Origin of the sequence: Paracoccus sp. UBA5162 (assembly GCF_002413585.1) — a bacterium.
Lineage (GTDB): Bacteria > Pseudomonadota > Alphaproteobacteria > Rhodobacterales > Rhodobacteraceae > Paracoccus.
Genome location: NZ_DHXG01000074.1, coordinates 1 through 12,831, shown reverse-complemented (window position 1 = coordinate 12,831; position 12,831 = coordinate 1). Strand labels below are relative to the sequence as shown.

Sequence of the window (12,831 nt, the reverse complement as noted above, 5' to 3'; positions counted from 1 at the left end):
ATCTCGGCCCCGATGCTGGTCGATTGCGGGCTCGACATCGTGGAACTGGGCCATTCCGAACGGCGCGAACATTTCGGCGAGACGGACGAGACGGTCGGCCTGAAGACCCGGGCCGCCATCCGCCATGGTCTGATCCCGCTGATCTGCATCGGTGAAACGCTGGCCCAGCGTCAGGCCGGTCGCGCGCAGCAGGTGCTGGAGCAGCAGGTGCGGGGCGCGCTGGCCCATCTGTCCGACGACCAGAGGGCGGCCCGGATCCTGCTGGCCTACGAGCCGGTCTGGGCCATTGGCGACAACGGCATCCCCGCGACCTCGGATTATGCCGACGCGCGGCAGGCCGAGATTGCGGCCGTCGCGCGCGATGTGCTGGGAAGTCCGGTGCCGTGCCTCTATGGCGGGTCGGTCAATCCCGACAATTGCGCGGAACTTGTCGGATGCCCGCATATCGACGGGCTGTTCATCGGACGCTCGGCCTGGAGGGTCGAGGGATATCTGGACATTCTGGCGCGTTGCGCCGCTGCTATCTGAAGGAGAGCAAGATGAAACTGGCAATTGCAGGCGACAGCGCGGGCGAGGGGCTGGCAAAGGTCTTGGCCGATCACCTCAGGCACCGCCACGACGTGTCCGAGATCAGCCGCACCGAGGCGGGACCGGATGCCTTCTACGCGACCCTCTCGGATCGGGTGGCCAGTGCCGTGCGGGACGGCACCTATGACCGCGCGATCCTGGTCTGCGGGACGGGGATCGGGGTTTGCATCTCGGCCAACAAGGTGCCGGGCATCCGTGCCGCGCTGACACACGACACCTATTCGGCCGAACGGGCGGCGCTGTCGAACAATGCGCAGATCATCACCATGGGGGCGCGGGTGATCGGCTCGGAACTGGCGAAAGCCATCGCCGATGCGTTCCTGGCCGAGGCGATGAATTTCGACGCCCGGGGCCGCTCGGCCGGCAATGTCGCGGCGATCGACGCGGTGGATGCGAAATACCATCAGGCGTGACCGGGCCTGACCGCGCGCGTCCCGGACGCGCGCCTGCCGCCCAGCGGCAGCGACCGGGCCGGGCTTCGCCCGGCCCGTCCCGGTTCCGAACATGCGCCGCGACGGGTTTCCCCGGTCATCATCCGCGCCGCCGTTCCGCAGGCGCAACCCGGCGCGGCCCGGACTGCTAGACAGCGGTCCAGTTCTGTTCGACAACGGCCTCCATCGAGACATAGCTGGACGTGCCGCCGACGAAGGGCAGGGTGGCGATCTTGTCCGCCATGATCCGGCGGAAATCGGCCATGTCTCGCGACCTCACCTTGACCAGATAGTCGAAACCGCCCGCGATCATGTAGCATTCCTCGACTTCGGGAATCTGCCGTATGGCCATGTTGAACGCTTGCAGGGCCTTCTGGCGGGTATCGGTCAGCCGCACCTCCATGTAGGTGACATGGGTCAGGCCCAGTTTCAGCGGCGACAGCATCGCGCGATAGCCGGTGATCAGGCCGGCCTCCTCCAACTGGCGGATGCGGGCCGCGACCGGGGTCTTGGACAGCCCGACCTTGCGCGCCAGGTCGCTGACCGGGATGCGGGCATTGGCCACCAGTTCGGCGATGATCTTGCGATTCGTCGCGTCAAGAATATCCATGATCTGTCCCGGCCGTCCTCTATGGGCGTTTCGCCTGCCAATCTGGCCCGCTTTGGGCCCTTCGTCCAGCGATGATCGTGTAACCTGATCGGCAAGACGACCGACAGGAGCCTGCCATGCCCGATTTTTCCGCCTTCACCACCGACGCCAAGTTCCGTCCCGAAGCCGACCTGCTGTCCGATCTGGTCGCACAGGCCGACATGTCCTGTGCCATGCGCGGCCGCATCACCGACCGTGCCGCCGAACTGGTGCGCCGCATCCGCCGCGAGGCGAAGCCCAGCCTGATGGAGCATTTCCTGTCGGAATATGGCCTGTCCACGCGCGAGGGCGTCGCCCTGATGTGCCTGGCCGAGGCGATGCTGCGCGTGCCCGACCGCATGACCATCGACGCGCTGATCGAGGACAAGATCGCGCCGTCGGACTGGGGGCTGCACCTGGGCGAGGCATCGTCCAGCCTGGTCAATGCCTCGACCTGGGCGCTGATGCTGACCGGCAAGGTGCTGGATGATGACCATCCGGGCATCGCCGGCACGCTGCGCGGCGCCGTTCGCCGCCTGGGCGAGCCGGTGATCCGCACCGCCGTCACCCGCGCCATGCGCGAGATGGGCCGCCAGTTCGTGCTGGGCCAGACCATCGAGGCGGCGCTGGACCGGGCGAAGACGCGCGAGGCGCAGGGCTATACCTACAGCTATGACATGCTGGGCGAGGCCGCGATGACCGGCGATGACGCAGCCCGCTATGCCAGCGAATATTCGGCCGCGATCCGCGCCATCGCGGGCGCCTGCGGCAAGGGCTCGGTCGAGAAGAATCCGGGCATCTCGATCAAGCTGTCGGCGCTGCATCCCCGATATGAAGTGGCGCAGGAAGATCGGGTCATGGCCGAGCTGGTCCCGGTCGTCCTGGATCTGGCGCGACAGGCCAAGGCCGCCAACATGGGCATGAACATCGATGCCGAGGAACAGGACCGGCTGGTCATCTCGCTGAAGGTGATCGAGGCGGTGCTGTCCGATCCCTCGCTGGCCGGCTGGAACGGGTTCGGCGTCGTCGTGCAGGCCTATGGCAAGCGGGCCGGGCTGGTCATCGACTGGCTGCACGCGCTGGCCACGCGGCTGGACCGGCGGATCATGGTGCGGCTGGTCAAGGGCGCCTATTGGGACACCGAGATCAAGCGCGCCCAGGTCGAGGGTTTTCCCGACTTCGCGCTGTTCACCACCAAGACCGCGACCGATGTCAGCTTCATCGCCCATGCCCGCAAGCTGATCGGCCATGCCGACCGCATCTATCCGCAATTCGCCACCCACAACGCCCAGACCGTCGCCGCGATCCTGGAGATGGCCGGCGGCATCGACTATGAATTCCAGCGTCTGCACGGCATGGGCGAACGGCTGCACGACATCGTGATCCGCGATACCGGCGGCCGATGCCGCATCTATGCCCCGGTCGGGGCACATCGCGATCTGCTGGCCTATCTGGTCCGCCGGCTGCTGGAAAACGGCGCCAACTCGTCCTTTGTCCACCAGATCGTCGATGAAGATGTCAGCCCCGAAGACATCGCGCGCGACCCGTTCGACATGCTGGCGCAAGCGAAGCCGCCGGCGCTGCTGGTCCATCCGGACCGGATTTTCGGCGAGGACCGGAAGAATTCGAAGGGTTTCGACCTCAGCGACGAAGGCACGCTGGCGCGGATCGAGACCGCGCGCGATGTGTCCATCGCCGATGCGGGGCCGCTGACCCTGCGCGCGCCTTCGGGATCCGCCCGGCCGGTCGTCAACCCCGCCACCGGCGCGACCATCGCCCAGGTGACCGAGGCCGACGCCGATTGCGCGGCACGCGCGATCGAGGATGCGCAGGTCTGGGATGCCGCACCGGCCGAACGCGCGGCGATCCTGCGTCGCGCGGCCGATCTTTACGAAGACCATTTCGGCCCGATCTTCGCCATTCTGGGCCGCGAGGGCGGCAAGGCGCTGCCCGACGCCGTGGGCGAATTGCGTGAGGCGGTGGATTTCCTGCGCTACTACGCGGCGCAGGGCCAGGATCAGGCTCGGGCGCCCCGCGGCATCGTCACCGCGATCAGCCCGTGGAACTTCCCCCTGGCGATCTTCACCGGCCAGATCGCGGCGGCGCTGATGGCGGGCAATGCGGTGCTGGCGAAACCGGCCGAACAGACGCCGCTGATCGCGCATCTGGCCGTGACGCTGCTGCATCAGGCGGGCGTGCCCCGCGCCAGCCTGCAATTCCTGCCAGGCGACGGGTCCAGTTTGGGCGCCGCGCTGACCCGCGATCCGCGCATCGGTGGCGTGGTCTTCACCGGCTCGACCGAGACCGCGCGGATCATCGCCCGCGCCATGGCCCGGCACATGGCCCCCGGAACGCCCCTGATCGCCGAGACGGGCGGATTGAACGCGATGATCGTCGATTCGACCGCGCTGCCCGAACAGGCGGTGCGCGATATCGTCGCCTCGTCCTTCCGTTCGGCCGGGCAACGCTGTTCGGCGCTGCGCTGTCTCTATCTGCAAGAGGATGTCGCCCCGCATGTGACCGCGATGATCGCGGGCGCCATGGACGAATTGCGGATGGGCGACCCGTGGCACCTGTCCACCGACGTAGGCCCCGTCATCGACGCCGATGCCGAGGCCGGGATCGCCGAATATCTGGATCGGAACCGCAATCGCGTGCTGCACCGCCTCGAGACACCGTCCGAGGGGCATTTCATCGCACCCACGATGCTGAAGGTCGCCGGAATCGACGATCTGCACCGCGAAATCTTTGGTCCGGTGCTGCATGTGGCGACCTTCAGGGCACGCGATCTGGACAAGGTGATCGGCGACATCAATGCCCGCGGTTTCGGCCTGACCTTCGGCCTGCATACCCGCATCGACAGCCGCGTGCAGGAGGTGACCGACGCGGTCCATGCCGGCAATCTCTATGTCAACCGCAACCAGATCGGCGCGGTCGTTGGCAGCCAGCCTTTCGGGGGCGAGGGTCTGTCGGGCACCGGGCCCAAGGCGGGCGGGCCGAACTACGTGCCGCGCTTCTTCGCGCCAGAGCCGGGCCGGGCGGCCGGGGCCTGGGGTGGCGATGCCGACGAGGCAAGGCTGGCCAGGGCGCTGGCGGCCGGCGCTGACAGGATGATCGGCGAACGGCTGATGCCCGGCCCGACCGGAGAGCTGAACCGCATGACCACCCACCAGCGGCCGCCGCTGCTATGCCTGGGTCCGGGCCCCGAGGCGGTCGCCGCGCAGGTCGCGGCGGTCGAATCCCTGGGCGGCCGGGCCATTGGCGCGGATGGCGCGGTCCCGGCTGAGGCTCTGTCGCGGCTGAACGGCTTTTCCGGCGTGTTGTGGTGGGGTGACGAGGATACCGGGCGGGCCTATTCCACGGAACTGGCCGGACGCGAGGGCGCGCTGGTGCCGCTGATCACCGCGATGCCGGATCTGGCCCATATCGCCCATGAGCGCCATCTTTGCGTGGACACCACGGCGGCGGGCGGCAATGCCGCGCTGCTGGCCGGTTAGGGCGGACCGGAAACTCAGGCCGGGCGCGCGATGGCCGTGAAATCCATCCGCACCCGCGCCTCGCCCTCCTGGATCGAAAAGGACAGCGCCACGCCGCTGCGTTCGGCGATCTTCCGGATGATCGTCATGCCCAGGCCGACACCCTCGGAATCGGGCGATTTGCGGAACGTGCCCTGCCGGAATCCGGCCGAGGCGGCGACGGGGTTGCGGATCTCCAGCACCGGGCCGGGGCGCAGCCTGGCGCGGACCGGGCCGGTTCCGTGATCGGCGGCGTTGCGGATGACGTTGCCGATCATCAGCGCCGCCGCATCGGGATGCATCGCCACCTGTGCGACCTCCAGATCGCCGTCATCGAAGGCCGGCGCGGGCCTTTGCTCGGCGATCATCATGCGCAGGACGACAACCAGATCGCAGCCCGCCTCGTTCGCGATCCCGGCCTCGGCGCGGGACAATTCCAGAAGCCGTTCCACGATCCGCCCAAGCCGGCCGATGGCGCGGTCGATCTGCCTGGGCGCTTCGGCATCCGCGCGCCCCGCGACCATCAACTGCGCCTGCGCCGAGGCCGCCGCCAGCGGCGTGCGCAATTCATGTGCGGCATGGGTCGCGAATTGCCGTTCCGCCTCGACATACTGACCGATGCGGCCCAGATAGCCGTTCAGCGCGTCGGGGATCGGGATCAGCTCCTCGGGCAGGTCGGCGGCGGCGACAGGCGACAGGTCATCCGCCCGTCTGCCGCCCAGCGAACGGGCAAAGCGCAGTGCGGGCGTCAACGCGCCCGTCACCGTCATCCTCACGATCCACAGCACGAGCCCCAGCACCGGCAACATCAGAAGCACCAATCCTCCGATGCTTTCCAGCAATTCGTCGCGCCGCCATTCGTTGCTTTGACCCAGTTCGACCGCGATCCCGTCCGCGGGGCGCGACAGGCGATAGATGCGCCAGCCGCCGCTGCTGCGGGGCCCGTCCGCCTGCTGCCGCGGCCATGGCGCATCGCCCTGTTCGCCGGCCGGCGTCACGATGCGGTAGGCCGGGAAAACCGTTCTGTCCGCGGCCGCGAAATCGCCGCCCGTCGCCAGAACGACCCGGGCGGAATCGCGCAGGATATCGTCCATGAACTCGGTCATCTCGCGGGACAGGAACAGCATCGTCAGCGCCATCCCGCACAGCCATCCCAGGCTGACGCCCAGAACCAGCCGGCGGACCAGACGCCCGCGCAGGGACCAGCCGCGCCTCACGGGATCAGATAGCCCAGGCCGCGCCGGGTCTCGATCAGCCGCGCACCCAGCTTGGCGCGCAGGCGCGAAACATAGACCTCAACGGCGTTGCCCTCGATCTCGTCGCCAAAGGAATACAGCCGTTCCTCCAGCGCCCGCCGCGACATGACCCGCCCGCGCGAGGCCAGAAGCGCATCGAACAGCGCCCATTCCCGCGAGGTCAGGCGAATTTCGCCCTCGTCGCGGAACAGCCGGGCGGCGCCGCGGTCGATGCGCAGATCGCCCAGGCGCAGCTGCACCGCCGGATCGCCGTCGGCGCGGCGGGCATGTGCGCGCAGGCGGGCGTCCAGCTCGCCCAGATCGAAGGGCTTGACGACATAATCGTCGGCGCCCGAATCCAGCCCCTCGATCCGGTCGCTGATCTGGTCATGGGCGCTGGCGATGATCACCGGCACCCGGTTGCCCGACGCCCTGATGTCGCGCAGAAGCCGCAATCCGGATCCGTCCGGCAGGGCCAGATCCAGCACGATCGCGTCATATACGGCCACGTCCAGCGCATCGCGGGCCTCGGACAGGGAGGCGGCGTGATCGACGGCATGGGCGCCGCCGCGCAGGAACCGCACCACCGCATCGGCAAGATCCGGCCCGTCCTCGACCAGCAGAATCCGCATGAGCCCCTCGTTTCATTCATTGCCCGGCCGGATTGATATGGCGGGCATTCCGGTCCAATATCAATCGAGGGGTCAGAAGAAAAGCGCGCGGCTGTAAGGAAGGAGCAAGGTTGCCTACCTACCGCGAACGCCAAAAAGGCAGGAATTCATTTTGCAACTGAACGTCAACATGATCTGGCTTGCCGTGGGGCTGCTGGGGCAGGCGCTGTTTTCGGCACGCTTCCTGGTCCAGTGGCTGGCCAGCGAGCGCAAACGTCAAAGCATCATCCCCGTGGCCTTCTGGTGGCTGTCGCTGTGCGGCGGTGCCACGCTGCTGGCCTATGCGCTGTGGCGGCGCGATCCTGTCTTCATTCTCGGGCAGGGCATGGGGCTGTTCGTCTATACCCGCAACCTGATCCTGATCCGCCGCCATGTCCGCAGCCTCGCCGAGGCCGGTGCATGAGACCTTCCATCTGGTCCGCGACGCTGCTGTTCGCGCTGACGGTGCTGACGCTGATCCTGCTGCGCCCGCTGACGCCGATCGACGAGACGCGCTACGTCGCCGCCGCCTGGGAGATGTATCAGGGCGGATCGGCGCTGGTGCCGCATCTGAACGGGGCGCTCTATGCGCAGAAGCCGCCGCTGCTGTTCTGGCTGATCGATCTGGTCTGGCTGATGGGCGGTGTCTCGACGCTGGGCGCGCGGCTGGTCGCGCCGGCCTTCGCGGTGGCGGCGGTGGCGCTGACCGGGCTGCTGGCACGGCGCCTGTGGCCCGGAGATCCGGCGCGGGCGGCCCGGGCGGCGCTGATCCTGGCGGTCTCGCCGGTGTTTCTGCTGTTCGGCTCGACCACGATGTTCGATTCGATTCTGACGGTGGCGACGCTGTGGGCGATGCTGGCGATGCTTTGGGCATGGCGAAGGCCGGACCGCTGGACCCCGTTCCTCGCGCTCGGCGCGGCCATTGCGCTTGGGGTCTATGCCAAGGGACCGGTGATCCTGATCCATGTCCTGCCGGTCGCGCTGACCGCGCCGCTCTGGGCCGGGCGGGAACTGCCGGCCTGGCGCTGGTATCGCGGTGTCGGGCTGTCGATCCTGACGGCGCTTGCGCTTGTGGCGCTGTGGTTGGTGCCGGCGCTGATCCTGGGCGGCGAGGAATACCGAACCGAGGTCCTGTGGCGGCAGAGCGCGGGGCGGGTGGTGTCGTCCTTTGCGCACCAGCGGCCGTTCTGGTTCTTCCTGGCCATGCTGCCCCTGTTCCTGTGGCCCTTCGGCTGGACGCTGCCGGGATTGCGGGCGCTGCGTCCATCGGCGCTGACCGGAAGCGCGCCGGGTCGATTCCTGTCGATCTGGTTCATTGGCACGCTGCTGGCGTTTTCCCTGATCAGCGGCAAGCAGACGCATTATCTGCTGCCGGAACTGCCCGCGCTGGCGCTGCTTCTGTCGGGGGCGGGGTCTTTCGCGCCACGTCGGCCGCGCGATCTGTGGCAGGCGCTGCCGGTCTTCGCGCTGATGCTGCTGATCGTCGTGGCGGCGTCGGGTCAGTTGCCCGCGCTGCGGGCCTTGCCCTTCCGGATTCCGCTTTGGGCGGCGGGGCTGGGGCTGGTCGTCGCCGCCATCGGCATCGCGGGGTTCCTGCGCCTGCGGGCCGGGCTGGTGGCGCTGGCGGCCCTGCCGCTATCGGCCATGCTGGGGCTGCATTTCGCGGCCCAGCCGCTGCTGTTCGCGCGGTATGACGTCAACGCCATCGCCCGCGCGATCCAGCCCTATGACGCGACCGGTATCGCGATTACCGACGGGCGCTATCACGCCCAGTTCAACTTTGCCGCCAGACTGCGCCAACCCGTCGCGCAGGTCACCGATCCGCAGGCCGCGGCCGACTGGATTGCCGGCCATCCCGACGGCATTCTTCTGAGCCTCGATCCGGTGCCGCCGCCGGGAACCCGGCCGGTCGCGCGCTTCCCCTATCGCAGCGATACCTATACGCTGTTCCGGCCCGACAAGGCTGTTCGATGAGCGCACTGGTATCCATCATCCTGCCCGCCCGGGACGAGGCGGGCAGCATCACCCAGGTCGTGACCGGGATCGCCGAGGTGATGGCCGGCACCCCCCACGAGGTCGTGGTGGTGGATGATGCCTCGACCGACAACACGCGGGCGGTGCTGCGGGAACTGGCCGGTCGCATGCCGCAATTGCTGGTGATGTGCCATGATCGCCCCTGCGGCCAGTCCGCGGCGATCCGGACCGGCGTCCTGGCCGCCAGCGGCAGCCTTGTCGCAACGCTGGACGCGGATGGTCAGAACCCGCCCGCGAACCTGCCGGGCCTGCTGGCGCCGCTGCTGACGGATCCGGCGCGGGGGCGCATCGGTCTGGTCCAGGGCCAGCGGGTGGACCGGCGCGACACCTGGTCGAAACGATGGGCCTCGCATGCGGCGAACCGGATCCGGGGCGGCCTGCTGCGAGACGGGGTCAGCGACAGCGGCTGCGGCCTGAAGGCCTTTCCGCGCAAGGTCTATATGGACCTGCCCTTTTTCGACCACATCCACCGCTTCATGCCCGCAATGGTCCGCCGCGAGGGATGGGAGGTCGTGGTGGTGCCCGTCACCCATGCCGAACGACGCAGCGGCCGGTCGAAATACGGCAATCTTCAGCGCGCCCTGGTCGGGGCGGTCGATCTGCTGGGGGCGGCATGGCTGATTCGCCGCCGCAAGCTGCCGGTGGCGCATCGCCTGCAAGCCGGGTCTCCGGGAATCGCCGGTCCGGGGCCCGAGGCGGCGGCGGACCCTGTTTCCCCCCTGATGACGGAGGCCATGCGGTGAAAGTTCTCGTTACCGGCGCGGCAGGTTTCATCGGCTTTCACCTCGCCTGCCTGCTTCTGGACGAAGGCGCCGAGGTCGTCGGCCTCGACAGCCACAACGATTATTACGATCCGCGCCTGAAAGCCGCGCGCGAAGCGGTGCTGAGCGAACGGCCCGGCTACGTCGCGGTGCGCGGCAAGGTCGAGCAGCCGGGCCTGCTGGCCGATCTGTTCCGCACCCATCGGCCCGATATCGTCGTCCATCTTGCGGCCCAGGCGGGCGTTCGCCATTCCATCGACAATCCCCGCGCCTATGCCGAGGCCAATCTGGCCGGCACCTTCGAGGTCCTGGAGGCGGCGCGGCTGCAGCCGCCGGTGCATCTGCTGATGGCCTCCAGCAGTTCGGTCTATGGTGCGAACCAGAGGATGCCCTATCGAGAAACCGACCAGGTGGACCATCCGCTGTCCTTCTATGCCGCGACCAAGAAGGCGAACGAGACGATGGCCCACTCGCACGCCCATATTCACGGGCTGGCGATCACGATGTTCCGCTTCTTCACGGTCTACGGCCCCTGGGGCCGGCCCGACATGGCCCCGCATCTGTTCACCTCGGCGCTGTTCGAGGATCGGCCGATCCGGGTCTTCAATCATGGCCGGATGCGGCGCGACTTTACCTACGTCGCGGATCTGGTCCGCGGGATTCGGCGGCTGATGGATTGTCCGCCGGGACGCGGCGACGATCCGGTCTGCGAGGGCGACAGCCTGTCGCCGGTCGCGCCATGGCGGGTGGTCAATATCGGCAATGGCCAGCCTGTCGAGCTGATGGACTTCATCGCCGCGCTGGAAGATGCCGCCGGACGAAAGGCCCGGCTGGACATGCAGCCGATGCAACAGGGCGACGTGCCCGCCACCTGGGCCGACGCCGAATTGTTGCGCGCGCTGACAGGGGACGCGCCACGAACCGACATTGCCGAGGGCACCGCCCGCTATGTCGAATGGTATCGCGACTATTACGGCGTGGACCGGAACTGACGACGCACCGGTCCGCGCTGAAATCGCGATCGGACTCGCCGTCGAAAAAAGCCGGAACGGTTCCGCGAGGGGCGCGTCCCCCGGCGGGGTCCGTTCAGGCGTCGGCCAGCGCCTGATCCATGGCGTCCAGTGTCGCCTCCCATGCCAGCAGGATCGAGGCGTGGCGGTTGGGAAAATCGCGCGCGGGCAGCAATGCCTCGAGATCCGCGAAAGGCGCCGAGGGGGGCGGCGCATCCTCTTTCAGCATGGCGCGAAGCTGGTCGCGCGTGGCCGCGATCTCGGCCCGGTCGCGACCGATCACCGCCTGACCCAGCACCGAGGCCGAGGCCTGGCCAAGCGCGCAGGCCCGCACCTCCTGCGCGAAATCGGCGATGCGGCCGTCGCTGACCACCACGTGAACCGTCACCGAGGATCCGCATTGCGGCGAACGGCGCATGGCGCTGGCATCCGGCTGACGCAGCTTGCCCTGATGCGGAATCGCGGTGGTCAGCGCCAGAATACGGCGCGAATAAAGCTGCATCAGGTCGCTGTCGGCCATTCGTCCTTCCCCCCGGCGGGTGTCCGACCTAGATAGGAAGCGTTGTCGCGAAAGGAAACCCGATGTTCGATCCGGCCAGCCTAAAATACGATGCCGATGGGCTGATCCCCTGCATCGCGCAGGATCACGCCAATGGCGAGGTGCTGATGATGGCCTGGATGAACGCCCGATCCCTTGCGCGGACGCTGGACACGGGGCGCATGACCTACTGGTCGCGCTCGCGCGCCGCGTTCTGGGCCAAGGGCGACACGTCGGGTCATGTGCAGATGCTGGTCGAGCTGCGGGTGGATTGCGACCGCGATTGCCTGCTGGCGCTTGTCGAACAGACCGGACCGGCCTGTCACACCGACCGGCGCAGTTGTTTCTACACGGCGCTGCGCGAGGGCGATGAGGTCGAGATCATGGCGCCGCTGAAGGTCTAGCGGCGCACGCCGCCGCCCCGTCATTGCAGCGAAATCCTTGTCCCGCGTCACGACCGGGACCGTTCAAAGGTCCAGCAGGCGGCGGATGTCATCGGGGGTGGCGCCCTCGTCGCGGTAATGGCGGATGGCGCGGGCATCGTCGCGCTTGGCCAGGCGTCTGCCCCCGTCGTCGCGGATCAGCCGGTGGTGATGATAGAGCGGCGTCGGCAGATCCAGCAGGCGTTGCAGCAGCACGTGGATCCATGTCGATTCGAACAGATCCTTGCCGCGCGTAACCTTGGTGATGCCCTGCGCCGCATCATCCAGCACCACGGCCAGGTGATACGATGTGCCCATGCCGCGCCGGGACAGGATCACGTCGCCGATCCGGGCCGCGAAGTCCTCTTTCGACAAATCGTGGTCCGTGCCGGGAAGGACCACCTCGTCACGAAAGGCGATCCGGTCGGTCGCCAATGCCTCGAAGGCGCGCGCCGCGTCCAGGCGGATGACGTCGCCGGACCCGGCCCCGGCCATCGCGCGGTGCCGGCAGGTGCCGGGATAGATCAGCCCGTCGGGGCCCGCGGGCAGCGCGCCTTCCTGTGGGGCCGACAGGGCCGCGCGGATGTCGCCGCGCCGGCAGCGGCAGGGATAGCAGAACGGCGCAAGGCGGATCAAGGCGGCCCGGTAGGCCGGCATCCGGTCGGATTGACGCATCACCGGTCGCGGCCAGTCCAGGCCCAGCCAGGCCAGATCGTCGAAGATCGCGGTTTCGTATTCCGTCTTGCAGCGGTCGCGGTCGATATCCTCGATCCGCAAAAGGAAGCGGCCGGTTCCCGCCTCGCGGGCGGCGATCAGGGCCGCATAGGCGTGGCCCAGATGCAGCAGGCCGGTGGGCGAGGGGGCAAAGCGGGTTACTGCGTCGCCAGCCATGCCCGGAAATCATCCTTGGCGCGCTGCGTATAGGCCGGATAGCGGTCCTTGCGCCCCTTGCGGCCTCCGCGTGCCTCGTCCAGCGGCGGGAACAGGCCGAAATTGACGTTCATCGGCTGGAAGGTCCT

13 protein-coding genes and 1 pseudogene are annotated in these 12,831 nt (G+C 68.1%); 8 read left to right on the top strand and 6 right to left on the bottom strand.

Annotation, left to right across the window (positions count from 1 at the left end; translation table 11 throughout):
- Together B4A72_RS11355 and B4A72_RS11350 are read left to right on the top strand one after the other, a co-directional pair.
- Window positions 1-528 (top strand): triose-phosphate isomerase family protein (locus B4A72_RS11355; protein WP_292978612.1); only part of this gene is annotated, 528 nt, incomplete at its 5' end.
- A gap of 11 nt (window positions 529-539) precedes the next feature.
- Window positions 540-1,001 (top strand): RpiB/LacA/LacB family sugar-phosphate isomerase, encoded by a 462-nt coding sequence (locus B4A72_RS11350; protein WP_292955242.1) that lies wholly within the window; start codon window positions 540-542, stop codon window positions 999-1,001.
- Window positions 1,002-1,167: 166 nt separating this feature from the next.
- On the opposite strand, the gene B4A72_RS11345 is transcribed toward B4A72_RS11350, so the two are convergent.
- The gene (locus B4A72_RS11345) at window positions 1,168-1,629 is read right to left on the bottom strand and encodes an Lrp/AsnC family transcriptional regulator (protein WP_292955245.1); all 462 of its coding nucleotides are present in this window, start codon (window positions 1,627-1,629) and stop codon (window positions 1,168-1,170) included.
- A 116-nt stretch (window positions 1,630-1,745) separates the two neighbouring features.
- On the opposite strand from B4A72_RS11345, the gene putA reads away from it, so the two are divergent.
- Window positions 1,746-5,144: a bifunctional proline dehydrogenase/L-glutamate gamma-semialdehyde dehydrogenase PutA gene (putA, locus tag B4A72_RS11340; protein ID WP_292978610.1), complete on the top strand. Its 3,399-nt coding sequence runs from the start codon at window positions 1,746-1,748 to the stop codon at window positions 5,142-5,144.
- 14 nt (window positions 5,145-5,158) lie between these two features.
- Here the strand turns inward: putA and B4A72_RS11335 are convergent, their stop codons facing one another.
- Together B4A72_RS11335 and B4A72_RS11330 are read right to left on the bottom strand one after the other, a co-directional pair.
- Window positions 5,159-6,379, bottom strand: a complete 1,221-nt coding sequence (locus B4A72_RS11335; protein WP_292978608.1) for a histidine kinase dimerization/phospho-acceptor domain-containing protein — start codon at window positions 6,377-6,379, stop codon at window positions 5,159-5,161.
- Window positions 6,376-7,029 carry a response regulator transcription factor gene (locus B4A72_RS11330; RefSeq protein WP_292955253.1) on the bottom strand — a complete coding sequence of 218 codons (654 nt, stop codon included), beginning with the start codon at window positions 7,027-7,029 and terminating at the stop codon, window positions 6,376-6,378. Before B4A72_RS11330 ends, B4A72_RS11335 begins: the two co-directional genes overlap by 4 nt.
- A gap of 151 nt (window positions 7,030-7,180) precedes the next feature.
- Between B4A72_RS11330 and B4A72_RS11325 the strand changes: the two genes are divergently transcribed.
- Genes B4A72_RS11325 through B4A72_RS11310 form a run of 4 tightly spaced genes read left to right on the top strand, consistent with a single transcriptional unit; the run spans window position 7,181 to window position 10,834 of the window.
- Window positions 7,181-7,471: a lipid-A-disaccharide synthase N-terminal domain-containing protein gene (locus B4A72_RS11325; RefSeq protein WP_414692158.1), complete on the top strand. Its 291-nt coding sequence runs from the start codon at window positions 7,181-7,183 to the stop codon at window positions 7,469-7,471.
- A complete protein-coding gene (locus B4A72_RS11320) occupies window positions 7,468-9,021 on the top strand; it encodes a glycosyltransferase family 39 protein (RefSeq protein WP_292978606.1) in 1,554 nt (517 codons plus the stop codon). The genes B4A72_RS11325 and B4A72_RS11320 overlap by 4 nt, the downstream gene beginning before the upstream one ends.
- On the top strand, window positions 9,018-9,824 hold the full coding sequence (locus B4A72_RS11315) for a glycosyltransferase family 2 protein (protein WP_292978604.1): 807 nt from the start codon (window positions 9,018-9,020) through the stop codon (window positions 9,822-9,824). The genes B4A72_RS11320 and B4A72_RS11315 overlap by 4 nt, the downstream gene beginning before the upstream one ends.
- On the top strand, window positions 9,821-10,834 hold the full coding sequence (locus B4A72_RS11310) for an NAD-dependent epimerase/dehydratase family protein (protein WP_292955262.1): 1,014 nt from the start codon (window positions 9,821-9,823) through the stop codon (window positions 10,832-10,834). Before B4A72_RS11315 ends, B4A72_RS11310 begins: the two co-directional genes overlap by 4 nt.
- Before the next feature lie 94 nt (window positions 10,835-10,928).
- Here B4A72_RS11310 and B4A72_RS11305 read toward each other — a convergent pair whose 3' ends face one another.
- The gene (locus tag B4A72_RS11305; protein WP_292955265.1) at window positions 10,929-11,372 is read right to left on the bottom strand and encodes an iron-sulfur cluster assembly scaffold protein; all 444 of its coding nucleotides are present in this window, start codon (window positions 11,370-11,372) and stop codon (window positions 10,929-10,931) included.
- A gap of 62 nt (window positions 11,373-11,434) precedes the next feature.
- Here B4A72_RS11305 and hisI point away from each other — a divergent pair, with 62 nt between their 5' ends.
- A complete protein-coding gene (hisI, locus tag B4A72_RS11300) occupies window positions 11,435-11,794 on the top strand; it encodes a phosphoribosyl-AMP cyclohydrolase (protein ID WP_292955268.1) in 360 nt (119 codons plus the stop codon).
- 63 nt (window positions 11,795-11,857) lie between these two features.
- Here the strand turns inward: hisI and gluQRS are convergent, their stop codons facing one another.
- Both gluQRS and B4A72_RS11290 read right to left on the bottom strand, forming a co-directional pair.
- Complete coding sequence (gluQRS, locus tag B4A72_RS11295) at window positions 11,858-12,703, bottom strand: tRNA glutamyl-Q(34) synthetase GluQRS (protein WP_292955271.1); 846 nt, start codon at window positions 12,701-12,703, stop codon at window positions 11,858-11,860.
- Window positions 12,685-12,831 (bottom strand): annotated as a pseudogene (locus B4A72_RS11290) (FADH(2)-oxidizing methylenetetrahydrofolate--tRNA-(uracil(54)-C(5))-methyltransferase TrmFO); the annotation flags it as partial. The gene gluQRS and the pseudogene B4A72_RS11290, both read right to left, overlap by 19 nt.